This window comes from Kitasatospora mediocidica KCTC 9733 (assembly GCF_000744225.1).
Classification (GTDB): domain Bacteria; phylum Actinomycetota; class Actinomycetes; order Streptomycetales; family Streptomycetaceae; genus Kitasatospora; species Kitasatospora mediocidica.
In genome coordinates this window covers 201,653-216,999 of record NZ_JQLN01000004.1, presented here as the reverse complement: position 1 = coordinate 216,999, position 15,347 = coordinate 201,653, and the positions used below count along the sequence as shown (strand labels likewise).

Below are 15,347 nucleotides of genomic sequence, written 5' to 3'. Positions count from 1 at the left end.
ATGATCGAGCACAACGCCCTGGAGGGCCGACACCCCACGCAGTGGCAGGATGGGGGCATGACCGAGATCCTCACTCCCCGCCTCCTGCTGCGCCGCTGGCAGGAGGACGACCTGCCCGCCATGGCGGAGATCAACGCCGACCCGCTGGTGATGGAGTGGATCGGCGACGGCTCCGTGTGCGACCTGGAGCAGACCGCCGAGGCGATCGAGCGCTGGGAGGAGGACTGGGACGACGAGGGGTTCGGCCTGTTCGCCGTCGAGCTGCTGGGCTCCGGCGAGTTGATCGGGTTCGCCGGCCTCTCCGTCCCCGAGTTCCTGCCGGAGGTGCTGCCCTCGGTGGAGATCGGCTGGCGGCTCGGCCGGCAGTTCTGGGGGCAGGGCTACGCGTCCGAAGCCGCCCACGCCGTCCTGGAGTTCGCACTGGAGGATCGCGGCCTGGACCGGGTGATCAGCATCTGCAGGCTCGGCAACGACGCCTCCGAGAACGTGATGCGCAAGCTCGGCATGGAGCTGGAGAGCGAGACGACCCACCCGGCCTTCGGTTTCCCGCTGCGGGTGCACGCCATCGACCTGACCGAGTACGCCTGAGCCCCGCGTGACACCGCCCCGCCCCGGACGACTGGACGTCCGGAGCGGGGCGGTGGCGGTTTCAGGTCACCTCAGCATCGAGGTGTCGGTGGCCAGGACGGTGCCGTCCTTCCCGTAGGCCTTGACCGACTGCGCGGACGCGCCCGCCGGCCGCAGCACGGCGAACCAGCGGCTCGGGGAGTCCCCGACGGCGGCCAGGGCCGGTTCGGAGGTACTGCCGTCCTTCCAGGTCACCACCACCTTGGCGACGTCCGGGCCGACCTGCGACATGACCACCGGGGACGCACTCAGGGCGTTGTGCGCCTCGCCGCTCTTGTCGCTGGTGTAGCCGACCATGCCGCCCGACAGGGAGTCGGTGGGGTGCGGCGGGGCCGAGGGCGGCGGGGCCGTGTCCAGGGTGTCGTGGTTGAGCCGGTGGCCGTCGAGCGTGACGTAGAGGTCGACCACGTCGGTGTCCGGCTGCCAGTACTGCCGGACGTAGTCCGCGGTCGGCTCCGACAGGCTGGGGGAGCCGGTGATCTCGTCCTGCCAGATCAGCCTGGCCTGCTGGAGCGACTGCTCCCTGCTCGCGGCCGGCCAGAGCGCGGCCCAGGCCTGCCACTGCTTGCCGCCGACGGTGCCCTGGCTCACCAGCGTGCGGACCGGCGTGAACGGGTCGCGGATGCCCGGCGTCGGGGTGGTGGCCGTGCCCGGCGAACTGCCGGGGGTGAGCGCGACCCCGGCGCCGCTGGCTGCGGCCACCGTCTGGGTGTGGCCGGTCGGCAGGTGGCTCGCGCCGATCAGGACGCCGCCCCCCAGGACCGCGGCCGTCACCAGGGTGGCCCCGGTCAGCGCCATCCGTCGCCGGCGCAGCCGGCGCCGGCCCACCGTCAGCAGCTGCTCGAAGGGCGCCGGGCCGATCCGTACGGCCTCGGCCAGGTCGGCGAGTCCCCGCTCGACGTCCGTGCCCGCCCCGGCCGCGTGCTCGCGGTCACCGTCATAGTCGCTCATAGCGTTCCTCCGATGCTTTCCATGTCGGTCAGTGACGAGAGGGCACGCAGTTTGGCGATCCCCTTCGATGCCTGGCTCTTCACCGTGCCCACCGAGCAGTCCATGACGAGCGCCGCCTGACTCTCGCTCAGGTCCTCCCAGTAGCGCAGCACCACGGCCTGTCGCTGCCCGGGCGGCAGCGTGCCGAGCGCCGCCAGCAGGGCGCCGCGCGCGTCGAGTTGCGCGAAGCCGTCCCGGTCGGCGCGCTCGGGCACCGCGTTCACCAGCTGCTCGGGCGCCTTGCGGCGGAACCGGCGGGCGTGTTCGTTGAACAGGATCCGGCGCACGTAGGCGTACGGCTCGTCGGCCCGGCTGACCCGTCGCCACGCCACGTACGCGCGCTCCAGGGTGGACTGCACCAGGTCCTCACCGGTGTGCTGGTCGCCCGCCAGCAGGAACGCGGTCCGCAGCAGGCGGGGCCAGGCAACGGTGATGAACGCCTGGAACTCGGTGTCCCGGTCGGTCTTGGGTTCTCGCATGAGTACCTCCTCACCCAGCCAGAGCCCACGGGGGTACCCAACCGTTGCTTCGCCTGCCGAACATTTCTCCGATCATCCCAGTCGGCGGGGTGGCAGTGGTTTTGAGGGGCTTGCGGGACTGTGGCACAGTTAACGCGGTGTTTCCGATCGATTGCCTGGAGTGACGAGTCATGTTGACGTCGTTTGCCCGTTCGGAGGGTCACGCCCCCGCCGGTGTCGCACCGCTCGCACCGGGGTTCGAGGAGGGCGGCGCGGGCCGGGTGCTGGTCAAGTGCATGGGCCGCACCTACGCGACCACCGTCGCCACCACCCCCGCCACCGCCGAGCGGATCACCTTCAGCGACGTCACCGACATCACCCGCCCGCTCCCGCTCGGCGCCGCCGTCCGGTCCGACGACGCCCTGTGGGCCGTGCACGCCCCCGACGGACGGGCCCTGCTGCACACCGGGGACCTGCTGTCGGCGGTGGTCGCGCTGCGCGAGGACTACATCTCCTCGGCCAGGCCCTGAGTCGAAGCGGTTCGCCCACAGAGCGGTGACGCTCCGTCAACTGTGCTCGGTGGGCCGGTGATCCGCCTTTCGGTCGGCAACATGAATGTAACCGGACAATATTCCTGGAACATGACACCAATCGTTGGTCAAAGGTATCTAATCTCGGAGGAGAGCAGGGCCGGTCCGGGGGCGGGCGTCGGCGATGGCCGATGGGGGGAAGATGCTGAGTTCCTTATTCATGGTCGGGGTGTCCGCGATCCTGTTCTGGATGGCGGCCCTCACCCTCTGGTGGATGCTGCACGCCTGGCGGACGCCGGAGACGCTGGCCGCCACGAGTTTCGGGGCCGCTGACGGCGTCTGCGGTCTGGAGTTCTCCCTGTTGGTGCCCGCCCGGCACGAGCAGGAGGTGCTGGAGCACACGGTGACCCGGCTGCTGGAATCCAGCCACACCGCGTACGAGATCCTCGTCATCGTCGGCCACGACGACCCGCTCACCGCCGAGGTGGCGGCCAGGATGGCCGACCGCGCGCCGGGGCGGGTGCGGGTGATCACGGACACCCACGAGGTCAAGAACAAGCCGAAGGCCCTGAACACCGCCCTCCCGCACTGCCGGGGCGAGGTGGTGGGCGTCTTCGACGCCGAGGACCAGGTCCACCCCGAGCTGCTCGCCCATGTCGACCACGCCTTCCGCGCCAGCGGCGCCGCCGTGGTGCAGGGCGGCGTGCAGCTGATCAACTTCCACTCCAGCTGGTACAGCCTGCGCAACTGCCTGGAGTACTTCTTCTGGTTCCGCAGCCGGCTGCACCTGCACGCCAGCAAGGGGTTCATCCCGCTGGGCGGCAACACCGTCTTCGTACGGACCGAGGTGCTGCGCGCGGCGGGCGGCTGGGACCAGGACTGCCTGGCGGAGGACTGCGACCTGGGCGTGCGCCTCTCCACCGGCGGCGCCAAGGTGGTGGTCGCCTACGACTCCTCGATGGTGACCCGGGAGGAGACCCCGGGCACCCTCTACAGCCTGCTCAAGCAGCGCACCCGCTGGAACCAGGGCTTCCTCCAGGTCTACCGGAAGAAGGAGTGGAAGCGGCTGCCCTCGCTGCGCCAGCGACTGCTCGCCCGCTGGACCCTCACCACGCCGTTCCTGCAGGCCTTCTCGGGTGTGGTGATCCCGATCGACCTGCTGCTCGCACTGACCGTGAAGCTGCCGGTCTCAGTGGCGCTCTTCTCCTTCGTCCCGGCCGTTCCCGCCCTCGCCACCTTCGCCTTCGAGGCCGTGGCCCTGCACGACTTCGGCGTGCAGTACGACCTGCGGGTGCGACCCGTGCACTACCTCAAGCTGATCGCCGGCGGCCCGCTCTACCAAGTGGTGCTGGCGGGCGCCGCGCTGCGCGCGGTCTGGCGCGAGCACCGCGGCGACCGCGGCTGGGAGCTCACCAGACACGTCGGCGCGCATCTCGGCTGACGCGCGCGGGAATACCGCCGCCGCCGGTTCACCCGGACTTCAACGGTGTGCATACGGCAGATCGTCCGCGCGTGGACTGGGCCGGGGACAAACGATGCCCTGTCGGATTTCCTGATTCCTGGAGAAGGAAGAACCTTGACCACGCTTCTGGACACGGCCTCCCGCGCGCCGATCACCCCACCGGGGGTCCGGCCGACCCTCCTGAAGCATTCGCTGCGCCGGATCGGCCCGGACGGCTGGACCGCCGTCGCCGTCACCGCCGTCGTCCTCGTGGTGCAGGGGTGGAACATCGCCGGGTTTCCCGCCGTCAGCGACGACGAGGGCACCTATCTGGCCCAGGCCTGGGCCGTCCAGCACCACCGGGGCCTCGCGCCCTACACCTACTGGTACGACCATCCCCCGCTCGGCTGGCTGCAGTTGGCCGTGCTCTCCTGGCTGCCCGGGCTCTTCGCCTCCTCCGCGCACGTGCTGACCGCCGAGCTGCGGATCGCGATGCTGCCGGTCACCGCCGGCGGCGCCCTGCTGTTGCACCTGCTGGGCCGCCGGATCGGCCTCTCCCGCTGGGCCGCCGCGCTGGCCGTGCTGCTGTTCGGGCTGAGCCCGCTGGCGGTCGGCCTGCAGCGCGAACTGTTCCTGGACAACTTCGCGGTGCTCTGGATACTCGCGGCCTTCGTGCTGGCCGCCTCGCCGCGCAAACACCTGTGGCACCACGTCGCGGCGGGTCTGTGCGCGGGTGTGGCGGTGCTCTCCAAGGAGACCGTGGCGGTGGTGCTGCCCGCGCTGCTGCTCCTGCTCTGGCAGCACTGCGACCGCACCACCCGGAAGTTCTCGCTGGTCGGCTTCACCGCGGCACTGGCCCTGGTCGGCCTGGGCTACCCGATGTACGCCGCGCTCAAGGGCGAGCTGTTCCCGGGTCCGGGCCATGTCTCGCTGCTGGGCGGGCTGCTCTTCCAGCTCCAACGCGAGGGCTCCGGCTCGGTGTTGACGTCGGGCTCGGGCTCCCGCCGGGTGCTGGAGTCCTGGCTCTACTACGACCGGGTGCTGATCCTGGGCGGGCTGGCGGCCGCGCTGCCCCTGCTCGGCGCGCGACGCCTGCGCGCCGTGGCGCTGGCCGTCCTGCTGCTGGCCGCGGTGGTGCTGCGGCCGGGCGCCGGTTACCTGCCGGCGATGTACGTGATCCAGGCGCTGCCCTTCCTCGCGCTCAGCCTGGCGGGCCTCGCCCAGCTCGGCGCGCGCCTGGCGCTGCACGCCGTCCCCCGGCTCGGACTGCGCCCGCTGCGCTGGGGTGTCCTGGTGCTGGCCGCCGCGCTCGCGGCCGGCTGGACGCTGCCGCGCTGGTACGCCGGGGACCGCACCGCGCTGACCGTCGACGCCAACGCGCCGTACGACGCCGCCGCGCGCTGGATCCGCGCCAACGTCCCCGACCCCGCGCACACCCGGATCACGGTGGACGACGCGCTCTGGCCGGACCTGGTGCGCGACGGCTTCGAACCGGGCAGCGGGGTGATCTGGTTCTACAAGGTCGACCTCGACCCGGCCGTCTCCCGCACGCTGCCGCAGGGCTGGCGCAGCCTGGACTACATCGTCTCGACGCCCATCGTGCGCCAGGACCCGGGCGCCCTGCCGACCGTACGCGCGGCCCTCGCCCACTCCGTCGTCGTCGCCTCCTTCGGTGACTCGGCGGCGGACCGGATCGAGATCCGGCGGATCGTCAAGGACGCCTCGCCGTAGGCCGTGCCCGAGCCTCACCCCACCGAGATGCCCCCGACCCAGCCCCCGACCCGTGGAGGAGCCCGCCTGTGACACGCACATCCCGACCCCGACACCGAGCCGTGCCGGTCTACCTGGCGGTGCTCGCGCTGCTGGCCCTGATGCTCGGCGCCCAGCCCGCCTGGGCCGGTGCCAACCTGCTGGTCAACCCGGGCCTGGAGGCGCTGGACGCCAACGGGTTCCCGGTCTGCTGGGAGCAGTCCGGCTGGGGCAACGGCACCGTCAGTTACTCCGTCACCCCCGCCTCGCACGGCGGCGGCAACGCCATGCGGGTCACCGTCGCGGGCGTCACCAGCGGCGACCGCAAGGCGATGATGGTGGAGAACCCGTCCTGCGCCCCGTCGGTGACACCCAAGCACCAGTACGACCTGGGCCTCTGGTACACCACCACGACTCCCGACACCGTGGTCACCGCCTTCCGGCACGACACCGCCGGTGGCTGGCAGTACTGGACCGACCTGGAGACCCTGCCGGTCACCTCCGCGTACACGCACACCAGCGTGCGCACCCCGGTGGTCCCGCCGAACACCGACCAGATCAGCTGGGGCGTCACGGTCTACGGCAACGGCACGCTGACCACCGACGACTACACCATGGAGGACGCCACCGTCCCGGCCACCGGCACGGTCTGCACGGCCGGAAGCGCCTGCACCGCCGGGTCCTGGCAGGTGCTGCCGTTCCTGAACGCGGTGCGCAGCATGCACGCCATCGTGCTCCACAACGGCAAGGTGCTGTTGATGGCCGGATCCGGCAACGACCCGATGGCGTTCGCCGCCGGCACCTTCACCTCGGCGGTCTACGACCCGTCCACCGGCACCTTCAGCCAGATCCCGACGCCCGCCGACATGTTCTGCTCCGGCCACGTCCAGCTGCCGGACGGCCGGGTGCTGATCGTCGGCGGCACCAAGTCCTACCCGGCCCCCGACGCCAGCCACGGCTACGAGGGGCTCAACACCGGGTACGTCTTCGACCCGGCGACCCAGGCGTACACCCGCACCAACGACATGAACGACGGCCACTGGTACCCCTCGGCCACCGAGATGGGCGACGGCGACATCATCAGCTTCGGCGGCCTGCGCGGGGACTCCAGCGGCAGTGTCACCACCGAGCTGTACTCCGCCGCCGCGCAGGCCTGGCAGCCGACCTGGAAGGTGCACCAGAGCTGGAACTTCTGGGGCCTCTACCCCTCGATGGTGCTGATGCAGGACGGCCGGCTCTTCTACACCGGCAGCCACGTCTTCGGCAACGGCACCCCCGGCGCGGGCGCCTCGATCTACGACTACAACGCCAACACCATCACCGACGTCCCCGGGCTGCAGAGCAAGGACACCCGCGACCAGTCGATGAGCGTGATGCTGCCGCCCGCGCAGGACCAGCGGGTGCTCACCGTCGGTGGCGGCAACATCGTCAGCAACGTGGACGCCGGGCGGCAGACCGACATCGTCGACCTCAAGGCCGCCAGCCCCTCCTACACGCCCGGCCCGCTGCTGCCGACGGGCAGGACGGCCGACGGCAGCCCCGAGTCCGCCACCCAGGGCAAGATGTACGTCTCCACGGTTCTGCTGCCCAACGGCCAGGTCTTCGAGACCAACGGCGGCCTGCACAACCGGGCCGATCCGGTCTTCGAGGCCTCGATGTTCGACCCGGCCACCAACACCTTCACCCCCGCGATGGCCACCGACCCGATCCCGCGGACCTACCACTCCGCCTCGTTCCTGCTGCCCGACGGCCGGGTGATGACGGTCGGCGACAACCCGGGCAACGGCAGCTTCGACATGCACGTCTCGCTCTACACGCCGCCGTACCTCTACCAGGGCGCCCGCCCGCAGATCACCGGCGTCGCCAACCCGATGTGGTCCTACGGCTCCAGCCAGCACATCACGGTGGACGCGCCGATCGTCCGCGCCGAACTGATCCGCCCGGCCGCCGTCACCCACTCCTCCGACCCCAACCAGCGCTTCGTGGACCTGCCGCTGAGCGTCAACGGGGACGGCAGCGTCAACCTCAACGTGACCAGCAACCCGAACCTCGCCCCGCCCGGGTACTACATGCTCTTCGCGGTCAACGCGAACGGCGTGCCCTCGGTGGCGCAGTGGGTCCACCTGATGTGACGGTCCGTCATAGTCCGTCATAGTCCGTCACAGCTCCGGCTCCAGGAGAATCGAGAACCGTGTGAGTACCAAGACCTCGCGCCGCCGGGGCGCGGGCCCGCTGACCGCCGCGCTGGCGCTCGGCACCGCCGTCGCCGCTCTGGCGGTGGCCCTGACGCTGCCGGCCACCCGCGCCGAGTCCCGGCCGGTCCCGCCGGGCGCGGCGCAGCAGCGGTCGCGCCCCGCCCCGCACGTCATGGACTTCGCCCAGGGCCTGAATGCCCCGGTGAAGCAGGCGCCGTCGCAGCCGCAGGCCGCCGGTGCGCCGGTCGCGGCCACCGCCGACGGCTGCGACCACGCCTACGGCGACGTCAACGTCTGCGTCCCGTGGACCTTCCCGGCCACCGCCGGCGCCGCCCCGGGTGCCGGGTGCCGCTGGCTGCTGGCCCACGGCTACCCGGCGCTGGCCGTGCACGGCCGTGACCGGCTGGGCCTGGACACCGACCACGACGGGACCGCCTGCGACCGCGGGGACGCCGGCGCGACCGACTGACCCGGCGTCAGTCCGTCGAATGGGGGTGCGCCTTGGGCGCACCCCCATTTCGCAGAAGATGACTGTCACTGCCTTTTGTTATTCAGTGAATACCGATGCGTGTTAACCGTGATGAATTCAGTTCTCTGTTCCGCTGTGCGCGAAGTTCAATTCCATGGGGTATGCCACGCGCGTCGACCGGCTTCGACCTGCGGCTTTGCCGGGAAGCTGGGAGCCCCCGGGGGAAATCTGGGAATTGCCTGTTGACCGCCGTTCAGCTGTTCTGCTTTGCTTCACCGCGACGACGGTGGCACCACCGACCCGGTAGTGACCAACCGACAGTTGTCGTGGTCCATACCTCTTTTCCATTGCGCGGACCTCTCTCCGGAGAGCTCCCGGCCATGCCCTGAACCCTGCTCGGCTCATTCCTCGAATTCCCCCACGGGTGAGCTCTGTCCTGGTGCGGTGCGTGATCGCAACGCTTTCTCCCCCGGTGGGGACGGCACAGCGGAATCGGTGAGAGCGCGGTCCCGGCGGGCCTCGGCCCACGTTCTGGAAAGCCGCTGCCCTACTCCCGATCGGAGTGCGGGCGGCGGGTTCACGAGAGGACCCCTCCCATGGGTAGCCCCCACACCACCCGCCTCGCGAGGCGTGCCGCGCTGACCGGTGCGGTCTCCCTCGCGGTCGCCGCCGCCGGTCTGATCGCCGGTCCGGCGCAGGCCGTCGCGCCCAGCGCTCCGGCCGCGCAGCAGGCGCAGAGCGCCGACCCGTTCAGCCCGTCGTACCAGCACGCCTACCGGCACGGCGCGGTGCCGACGCTCCAGCAGCACGACAAGATGACGGGCTGGGCGACCAGTCACGCCGCCACCACGGCGGCGACCGGTCCCGAGACGCTGTCCTACGGCGGCGGAGTCGACGGCATAGGTGTCCAGAGCGGCCACTCCAAGGTCTACCTGGTGTTCTACGGCAGCCAGTGGGGTACGCAGGGCGCGGACGCCAACGGTAACGCGACCTTCAGCGGGGACCCGAGCGGCGTCGCGCCGGTCACCCAGCAGATGTTCAAGGGCATCGGCACCAACAACGAGCTGTGGTCGGCCGACCTGACCCAGTGGTGCGACGGGCCGAACGTGGCCACCGGTGCGACCAGCTGCCCCTCGAACGCCAACTTCATCCCGTACCAGGCCGGTGGCGTGCTCTCCGGTGTCTGGTACGACAACGCCGCCGCCTCGCCGAGTGCCGCGACCGGCAACCAGCTCGCCCAGGAGGGGATCAAGGCCGCCGGTCACTTCGGCAACACCACGGCCGCCGCGAACCGCGACGCGTACTACATCGTCCTGTCGCCGCACGGCACCGACCCGGACGGCTACCAGGACCCGAACACCGGCTACTGCGCCTGGCACGACTGGAACGGCGACACCACGCTGAACGGCGGCGCGGCCACCTCGAACTACGGCGACATCGCCTTCAGCAACCAGCCGTACAACGTCGACCAGGGTGCGGGCTGTGGCGTCGGCTTCGTCAACTCCCCCGGCACGCTCGATGGTTACACCATGACGCTCGGCCACGAGTGGCACGAGATGATGTCGGACCAGAACCCGGCCGGCGGCTGGACCAACCACACCGGTGACGCCACCTACAACGGCCAGGAGAACTCCGACGAGTGCGCCTGGCTGAAGCCCGGCACCACCGGCGGCGCGGCCAACGTCGCGTTCGGCACCGGCACCTTCGCCGAGCAGGCCAGCTGGTCCAACGACACCAACGCCTGCTCGATCTCGCACCCGATCGTCGGCGGCGGTTCCACCGGCGGCGGCAACACCGTCACCGTCAGCGCCCCCGGCAACCAGAACGGCACCGTCGGCACCGCCGTCAGCCTGCAGGTCAGCGGCAGTGACTCGGCCTCGGGCCAGACCCTGAGCTACTCGGCCACCGGCCTGCCGGCCGGCCTGTCGATCAGCTCCACCGGCCTGATCACCGGCACCCCGACCACCGCGGGCACCTCGACCGTCACGGTCACCGCCAAGGACGCCACCGGCGCCACCGGCAGCACCACCTTCACCTTCACCGTCGCCGGCGGCGGCTCCACCGGCTGCACCCCGGCCCAGCTGCTCGGCAACGCCGGCTTCGAGACCGGCAGCGCCGCCCCGTGGACCGCCAGCTCCGGCGTCATCGACAACGGCACCTCCGAGGCCGCGCACTCCGGCTCGTGGAAGGCCTACCTCGACGGCTACGGCAGCACCCACACCGACACTCTCTCGCAGAGTGTCACCATCCCGGCCGGCTGCAAGGCGACGTTCAGCTTCTGGCTGCACATCGACACCGCCGAGACCGGCAGCACCGCCTACGACAAGCTCGGTGTCACGGCCAACGGCACCACGCTGGCGACCTACTCCAACGTGAACGCCGCCACCGGCTACGTCCAGAAGTCCTTCGACCTCTCGGCCTACGCCGGCAAGACCGTCACCCTGAAGTTCACCGGCACCGAGGACTCCTCGCTGCAGACCAGCTTCGTGATCGACGACACCGCGGTCACCACCAGCTGACACACCGCACCTGCGGACCACTGACAGCACCGAGGGGGGCCGAGCGCCCGCCTCGGTGCTGTCGGTGTCGGGAGCCGGTCGGCGGACCGGCTCCCGACACCGACGGGGAGTGCCGCCGCTCCTCGGCCGCTCCTGGGATCCTCCGCTCCTCCGCTCCTCCGCTACTCCGAGCCGCAGTCCCGCAGGGAGATCGACCAGAGGCCGCGGCCGTGGGTGGCGGCGTACAGACGCCCGTCCGGACCGAGCTTCAACTGGTCCACGGCAACGGCCGGCAGTTCGGCCACGCGCTGCCAGGCGGTGCGGCCGGCGGCCCGGTAGAGCACGCCGAGGTCGGTGCCCAGCGCCAGTCCGCCCGCCTTGGTGACCACCAGGGAGTCAGCCGGGACGTCCGGCAGGTCGGTCGAGATGTCGCTCCAGTGCGCTCCGGCGTCCCTGGACTCGAAGACGTGGCCGACACCGGCTCCCGGTCCGGCCGTCCACTGGCGGGAGAAGCCGTTGACGGTGAGGAAGACGTGGTCGGCGTCGGCCGGGTCGATGGCCAGGCCGGAGAGGTAGCGGTTGGGGACGGTGGCGTCGACGGGCAGGTTCAGCTGCTGCCAGCCGGTGCCGTCCGCACGGCCGACGGCGATGCCGCGGGCGAAGCCCTGACTGTCGCAGGGCCCGCACCAGGCCGCGTAGACCTTGCCGCCGGAGGCCGCGACCGCAGTGGCGACGTGCCCGGCGCCGAGGTCGAAGGCGCTGGTCCAGGCGCTGGAGCTGCGGATGGCGTAGCCCTGGTTCTGCACCCAGACGTGCCGGCCGCCGGCGACCCAGAGATTGCCGTTCTGCTGGTCGGCGGCGAGCGGGGCGATGAAGCGGGCGCCGGCGCCGCCGAGGGCGTTGTCGGGCGGGGCGACCGAGAAGGTGGTCGCCTTGCTCGGGTCGGTGAGGTAACTGCCGTCGTTGACCGCGCAGTTCTGGGTGACGTTGACCGCCAGGTAGACGTACTCCTGGGCGATGTCGCAGCCGTTGGCCGGGTCGGTGAGGGTGTCGCCGCCGTCACCGCCGAAGTTGGATCCCATCACCGTGTCGCGGCCGCGCAGCATCGACTGGCCGTTGTCCTGGAGGCCGCCGTTGACCGCGACGCCGCCGAAGTCGAGGTCCTTGCCGACGCCCACCGAGTAGTACTGCAGGGTGTCGATGGTGCCGTCGTTGAGCGAGGTCCAGTCGGTGCCGTGGCCCGAGGCGTCCACCGTTCCGTTCAGCGGCCTGCGGTAGATGCCGCCGTCGTTGCCCGCCAGGACGTACGCGCTGCCGTGGTAGCCGCCGACCGCCAGCGCGTGCTGGTCCGGGTGCGTGGTCTGCGGGCAGCTGCCGCTCTGCTTGGTCGGATCGATGCTCCAGCACGGGAAGTTGAAGTTCCAGTACGGTCCGACGGTGTTCCAGTTCGTGCCGCCGTCAGCGGTCTCGAAGACCTCCTCCAGGCCCGCGTAGACGTGCTCGGGGTTGGTCGGGTCGACCTGCAGCGACTGGTCGTACCAGGACTGCAGGCCGGGCAGGTCACCGGGCATGGTCAGTGCGGAACCGGTGGCGGCGAGCTTCTTGGCGTCCGCGATCCGTGTCCAGGGGCCCAGCGGGGAACCGGACTTGGAGACGAAGATGCCGTCCAGCGCGCTGTCCTGGCCGGTCGCCTGGAGGGCCGGCGACTGGTCGATGGCGTAGTAGCGCGATCCGTCGGCCGAGCGCGCGAAGGTCACCTCGCCGACGTCCGCCGCATCCGTGGGGAGGTCGCCGAGCGAGCTCAGCCGCTGCCAACTGCCGTCCGCGGACCTGCCGTAGAAGCCGTTGTAGGTGTCGCCGCTGCGCCAGCCCACGGCGAGGACCACCTTGCCGGGGTCCCTGGGGTCGACCGCGATGTCGTTGGTGATGTTCTTGTAGGGTGCGCTCGGGTCCGTGGCCAGTGAACCACCTGGCAGGTAGGCGGGGTTGGGGGCGTACTCCAGGGTCCACGGGCCGCGCAGGTCGGTGCTGGAGTGGCTCCACACTCCCCGGTCGGTGGCGGCCCAGACCAAGCCGGCGCCGAAGCGCAGTTCGTGGATGGTGGTGCTGTCCAACTCGGCGCCGCCGACCCGGCTGCGGGCACTGAAGACGCCCTGCTGGGGATGGTCGAGCACGTAGACGCCGCTGCCGAGGTAGGCGTCCGAGCTGGTGGTCGCCTCGCCGGTGCCGAGCCAGAGCCGGCCGCGCTCGTCCAGTGCCAGGGCGCCGGTGGACTGGGTGGGCAACTGGTCGCTGATCGGCTGCCAGTGGCCGCCGCCGACCGAGGAACGCCAGACACCGCCGCCGGCGCTGCCGGTGTAGACGTGGCCGGAGTCGTCCGCAGCCACGGCCGCCATCCGGCCGGTGACATCGCCCATCCCCGCACTGGAGTTGGAGGAGACGTCACGGTAACGGGGGTCGTCGGAGTTGTAGGGCAGACCGGTGAGGTGCTTCCAGTCACCACCGGTGTCCGGCAGGGCCTGTAACGCGTTCCAGGCGGCCCCGAAGGCACCGGGGGCGACGGTGCCGGGGGAGGTGCGGGCCTCGGCGCGCTGGTCCGCGCCCTCCTGGATCTCGTCGGCCTCACCGCCGTCGTCGCCCTTGCCGCTGTCCAGTGGGCGTACCGTGGAGTTGAGTTGGGGGTGTGCCAGTGGGGGATGCGGCGGGGTGGCGCCGGCTGGTGAGCTGACCATTCCCAAGGTGGCGGCGAGAGCGCAGATCGTGAGCCATCGCCTGGCGCGCAGTGGTACCGACAACAGAACCTCCCAGTCGTCATTGACCGTTCACAGTGCCGGGCCGAGCGGGGGACTCTGCTCGGCGGCACCGGTGAGGGAGACTCGACCACGGCGTGGGCCGGTCGGTGTCGGTTAGCCGAAAGCTTCACCGATTTGTTGTTCAGCACCTGCCAATCAGCTGGTCGATCAGCCGGTCGATCAGCCGGCCGGACTGCTGGGCGGTGCGCTGTGGGGGTGGATCGGATCCACCGGGAACTGGCTTCCGTTCGACGGGACGGTCACCGGCCCGGTGCCGGACGGGCTGGGGGAGGGGCTGGGGGACGGCGTACCGGTGGCCGACGCGGGGGCTGACGCCGGGGTGGTCGGCGGGTGGGGATCCGGTCCGCCCGTCGAGGTGCACGCCGCGAGGGCCGCGACGAGCACGGCGGCGAGGGCGGGGACTGCGGTACGTCTGTTCATCGGTGAGTGCTCCTCTGCTGCGGGCTGTCAGGCCTTGGACGGTGCGCACGCCCCGCCGGTTCCACCCGGGCGGAGGCGGTCACGGCAGCGCCTCCCGGGTCGCGGGCCGTCCACGGCGTAGAAAGGGAGCGGCGTCGCGGTGCCGTGCCGCGCCGGGATGGAACGCACACCGACTGGAGTTCGTGATGAAAGCTCTCGTGGCCGCCGAGTACGCGACGCTCGACCAGATCTCCGTCGCGGACCACCCGACTCCCTCGCCCGGCCCGGGGCAGGTGCTGGTCAAGGTGGAGGCCGCCGCGCTCAACCCGCTGGACCTCGCCCTGATCACGGGCGCGATGAAGGACATCTTCCCCGTGCAGCACCCGCTGGTCGTCGGCATGGACGCGACCGGCACGGTCGCGCAGGTGGGGGAGGGTGTGACGGAGTACGCGCCCGGCGACCCGGTGCTCGCCTTCACCGGGCAGGCCGGGGCGGTCGCCGAGTACACCGTGGCGACGGTCGGCCCGCTGCTCGCCAAGCGGCCGGCAGGGCTTCCCGCGGTGCAGGCCGCCGCGATCCCCGAGTCGGGGCTGACGGCGGTCTGCCTGCTGCGCGCGGTCGGGCTCGCCGCCGGGGAGAGCCTGCTGGTGGTGGGTGCCACCGGCGGCATCGGGCTGTACGCCGTGCAGGTCGCCGCTTCGCTCGGCGTCCAGGTGATCGCCACCGCCACGGAGCAGGACGCCGAGTACGTCCGCGGGCTCGGGGCTGCCGGCACGGTCGACTACAAGGCCGTCGACGTGGTGGCGGAGACCCTGCGGCTGGTGCCGGACGGCGTGGACGTCGTGCTCGACCTGATCAACAGGGGTGAGGCGCTGGCGGGTTCGGCCCGCGCGGCGCGTCCCGGCGGACGGCTGGTCTCCCCGCTCTTCGGGCCCGAGGAGCTGGGCCGCGACGTGTCGGGCGTCTACATCGGCAGCTTCACCGCCGAGCCGGGCGACCTGGAGAAGCTGGCCGCCCGCGCGGCCGAGGGCACGCTGCGGGTGGAGGTCGGCGCGAGCTACCCGTTCGTCGACGCGGTCCGCGCGGTGGCCGACTTCGCCGGCAAGCACACCCGGGGCAAGGTCGTCGTCACGGTGCCGTGACGCGCTCGCGGGCCCCGCCGCAGAGGTCGAGCGGCG

At 71.3% G+C, this 15,347-nt stretch carries 12 protein-coding genes; 8 read left to right on the top strand and 4 right to left on the bottom strand.

All coding sequences use genetic code 11. From position 1 onward, the window contains the following. The first annotated feature begins 57 nt into the window (after positions 1-57). On the top strand, positions 58-588 hold the full coding sequence (locus BS80_RS08860; protein ID WP_035797028.1) for a GNAT family N-acetyltransferase: 531 nt from the start codon (positions 58-60) through the stop codon (positions 586-588). 66 nt (positions 589-654) lie between these two features. On the opposite strand, the gene BS80_RS08855 is transcribed toward BS80_RS08860, so the two are convergent. Continuing rightward, positions 655-1,578 (bottom strand): hypothetical protein, encoded by a 924-nt coding sequence (locus BS80_RS08855; protein ID WP_035795240.1) that lies wholly within the window; start codon positions 1,576-1,578, stop codon positions 655-657. After that, positions 1,575-2,096: a SigE family RNA polymerase sigma factor gene (locus BS80_RS08850; RefSeq protein ID WP_035795237.1), complete on the bottom strand. Its 522-nt coding sequence runs from the start codon at positions 2,094-2,096 to the stop codon at positions 1,575-1,577. The genes BS80_RS08855 and BS80_RS08850 overlap by 4 nt, the downstream gene beginning before the upstream one ends. A gap of 170 nt (positions 2,097-2,266) precedes the next feature. Between BS80_RS08850 and BS80_RS08845 the strand changes: the two genes are divergently transcribed. From BS80_RS08845 to BS80_RS42570, 6 genes are all read left to right on the top strand, one after another. Beyond that, positions 2,267-2,605: a hypothetical protein gene (locus BS80_RS08845; protein WP_035795235.1), complete on the top strand. Its 339-nt coding sequence runs from the start codon at positions 2,267-2,269 to the stop codon at positions 2,603-2,605. Between the two features lie 202 nt (positions 2,606-2,807). Next, positions 2,808-4,046, top strand: a complete 1,239-nt coding sequence (locus BS80_RS08840) for a glycosyltransferase (protein WP_035797026.1) — start codon at positions 2,808-2,810, stop codon at positions 4,044-4,046. 135 nt (positions 4,047-4,181) lie between these two features. After that, a complete protein-coding gene (locus BS80_RS08835; protein ID WP_051966373.1) occupies positions 4,182-5,777 on the top strand; it encodes an ArnT family glycosyltransferase in 1,596 nt (531 codons plus the stop codon). Between the two features lie 140 nt (positions 5,778-5,917). After that, on the top strand, positions 5,918-7,927 hold the full coding sequence (locus BS80_RS08830; RefSeq protein WP_035797022.1) for a galactose oxidase early set domain-containing protein: 2,010 nt from the start codon (positions 5,918-5,920) through the stop codon (positions 7,925-7,927). A gap of 61 nt (positions 7,928-7,988) precedes the next feature. Further along, complete coding sequence (locus tag BS80_RS08825) at positions 7,989-8,459, top strand: hypothetical protein (RefSeq protein ID WP_035795233.1); 471 nt, start codon at positions 7,989-7,991, stop codon at positions 8,457-8,459. Between the two features lie 596 nt (positions 8,460-9,055). Further along, positions 9,056-10,978, top strand: coding sequence for a putative Ig domain-containing protein (locus BS80_RS42570; protein WP_083974434.1), 1,923 nt, complete (start codon positions 9,056-9,058; stop codon positions 10,976-10,978). Between the two features lie 161 nt (positions 10,979-11,139). On the opposite strand, the gene BS80_RS08810 is transcribed toward BS80_RS42570, so the two are convergent. Beyond that, positions 11,140-13,689 (bottom strand): glycosyl hydrolase, encoded by a 2,550-nt coding sequence (locus tag BS80_RS08810; RefSeq protein ID WP_408607355.1) that lies wholly within the window; start codon positions 13,687-13,689, stop codon positions 11,140-11,142. A 240-nt stretch (positions 13,690-13,929) separates the two neighbouring features. After that, positions 13,930-14,190: a hypothetical protein gene (locus BS80_RS08805; RefSeq protein WP_035795227.1), complete on the bottom strand. Its 261-nt coding sequence runs from the start codon at positions 14,188-14,190 to the stop codon at positions 13,930-13,932. A gap of 185 nt (positions 14,191-14,375) precedes the next feature. Between BS80_RS08805 and BS80_RS08800 the strand changes: the two genes are divergently transcribed. After that, positions 14,376-15,311: an NADP-dependent oxidoreductase gene (locus BS80_RS08800; RefSeq protein ID WP_035795224.1), complete on the top strand. Its 936-nt coding sequence runs from the start codon at positions 14,376-14,378 to the stop codon at positions 15,309-15,311. The last annotated feature ends 36 nt before the right edge of the window (positions 15,312-15,347 follow it).

Bases quoted from the DNA above. Each gene is read 5' to 3' on its own strand.
- BS80_RS08830 (WP_035797022.1), top strand. From the start codon at position 5,918: ATGCTCGGCGCCCAGCCCGCCTGGGCCGGTGCCAACCTGCTGGTCAAC.
- BS80_RS08845 (WP_035795235.1), top strand. From the start codon at position 2,267: ATGTTGACGTCGTTTGCCCGTTCGGAGGGTCACGCCCCCGCCGGTGTC.
- BS80_RS08860 (WP_035797028.1), top strand. From the start codon at position 58: ATGACCGAGATCCTCACTCCCCGCCTCCTGCTGCGCCGCTGGCAGGAG.
- BS80_RS08855 (WP_035795240.1), bottom strand. From the start codon at position 1,578: ATGAGCGACTATGACGGTGACCGCGAGCACGCGGCCGGGGCGGGCACG.
- BS80_RS08850 (WP_035795237.1), bottom strand. From the start codon at position 2,096: ATGCGAGAACCCAAGACCGACCGGGACACCGAGTTCCAGGCGTTCATC.
- BS80_RS08805 (WP_035795227.1), bottom strand. From the start codon at position 14,190: ATGAACAGACGTACCGCAGTCCCCGCCCTCGCCGCCGTGCTCGTCGCG.
- BS80_RS42570 (WP_083974434.1), top strand. From the start codon at position 9,056: ATGGGTAGCCCCCACACCACCCGCCTCGCGAGGCGTGCCGCGCTGACC.
- BS80_RS08840 (WP_035797026.1), top strand. From the start codon at position 2,808: ATGCTGAGTTCCTTATTCATGGTCGGGGTGTCCGCGATCCTGTTCTGG.
- BS80_RS08800 (WP_035795224.1), top strand. From the start codon at position 14,376: ATGAAAGCTCTCGTGGCCGCCGAGTACGCGACGCTCGACCAGATCTCC.
- BS80_RS08810 (WP_408607355.1), bottom strand. From the start codon at position 13,689: ATGGTCAGCTCACCAGCCGGCGCCACCCCGCCGCATCCCCCACTGGCA.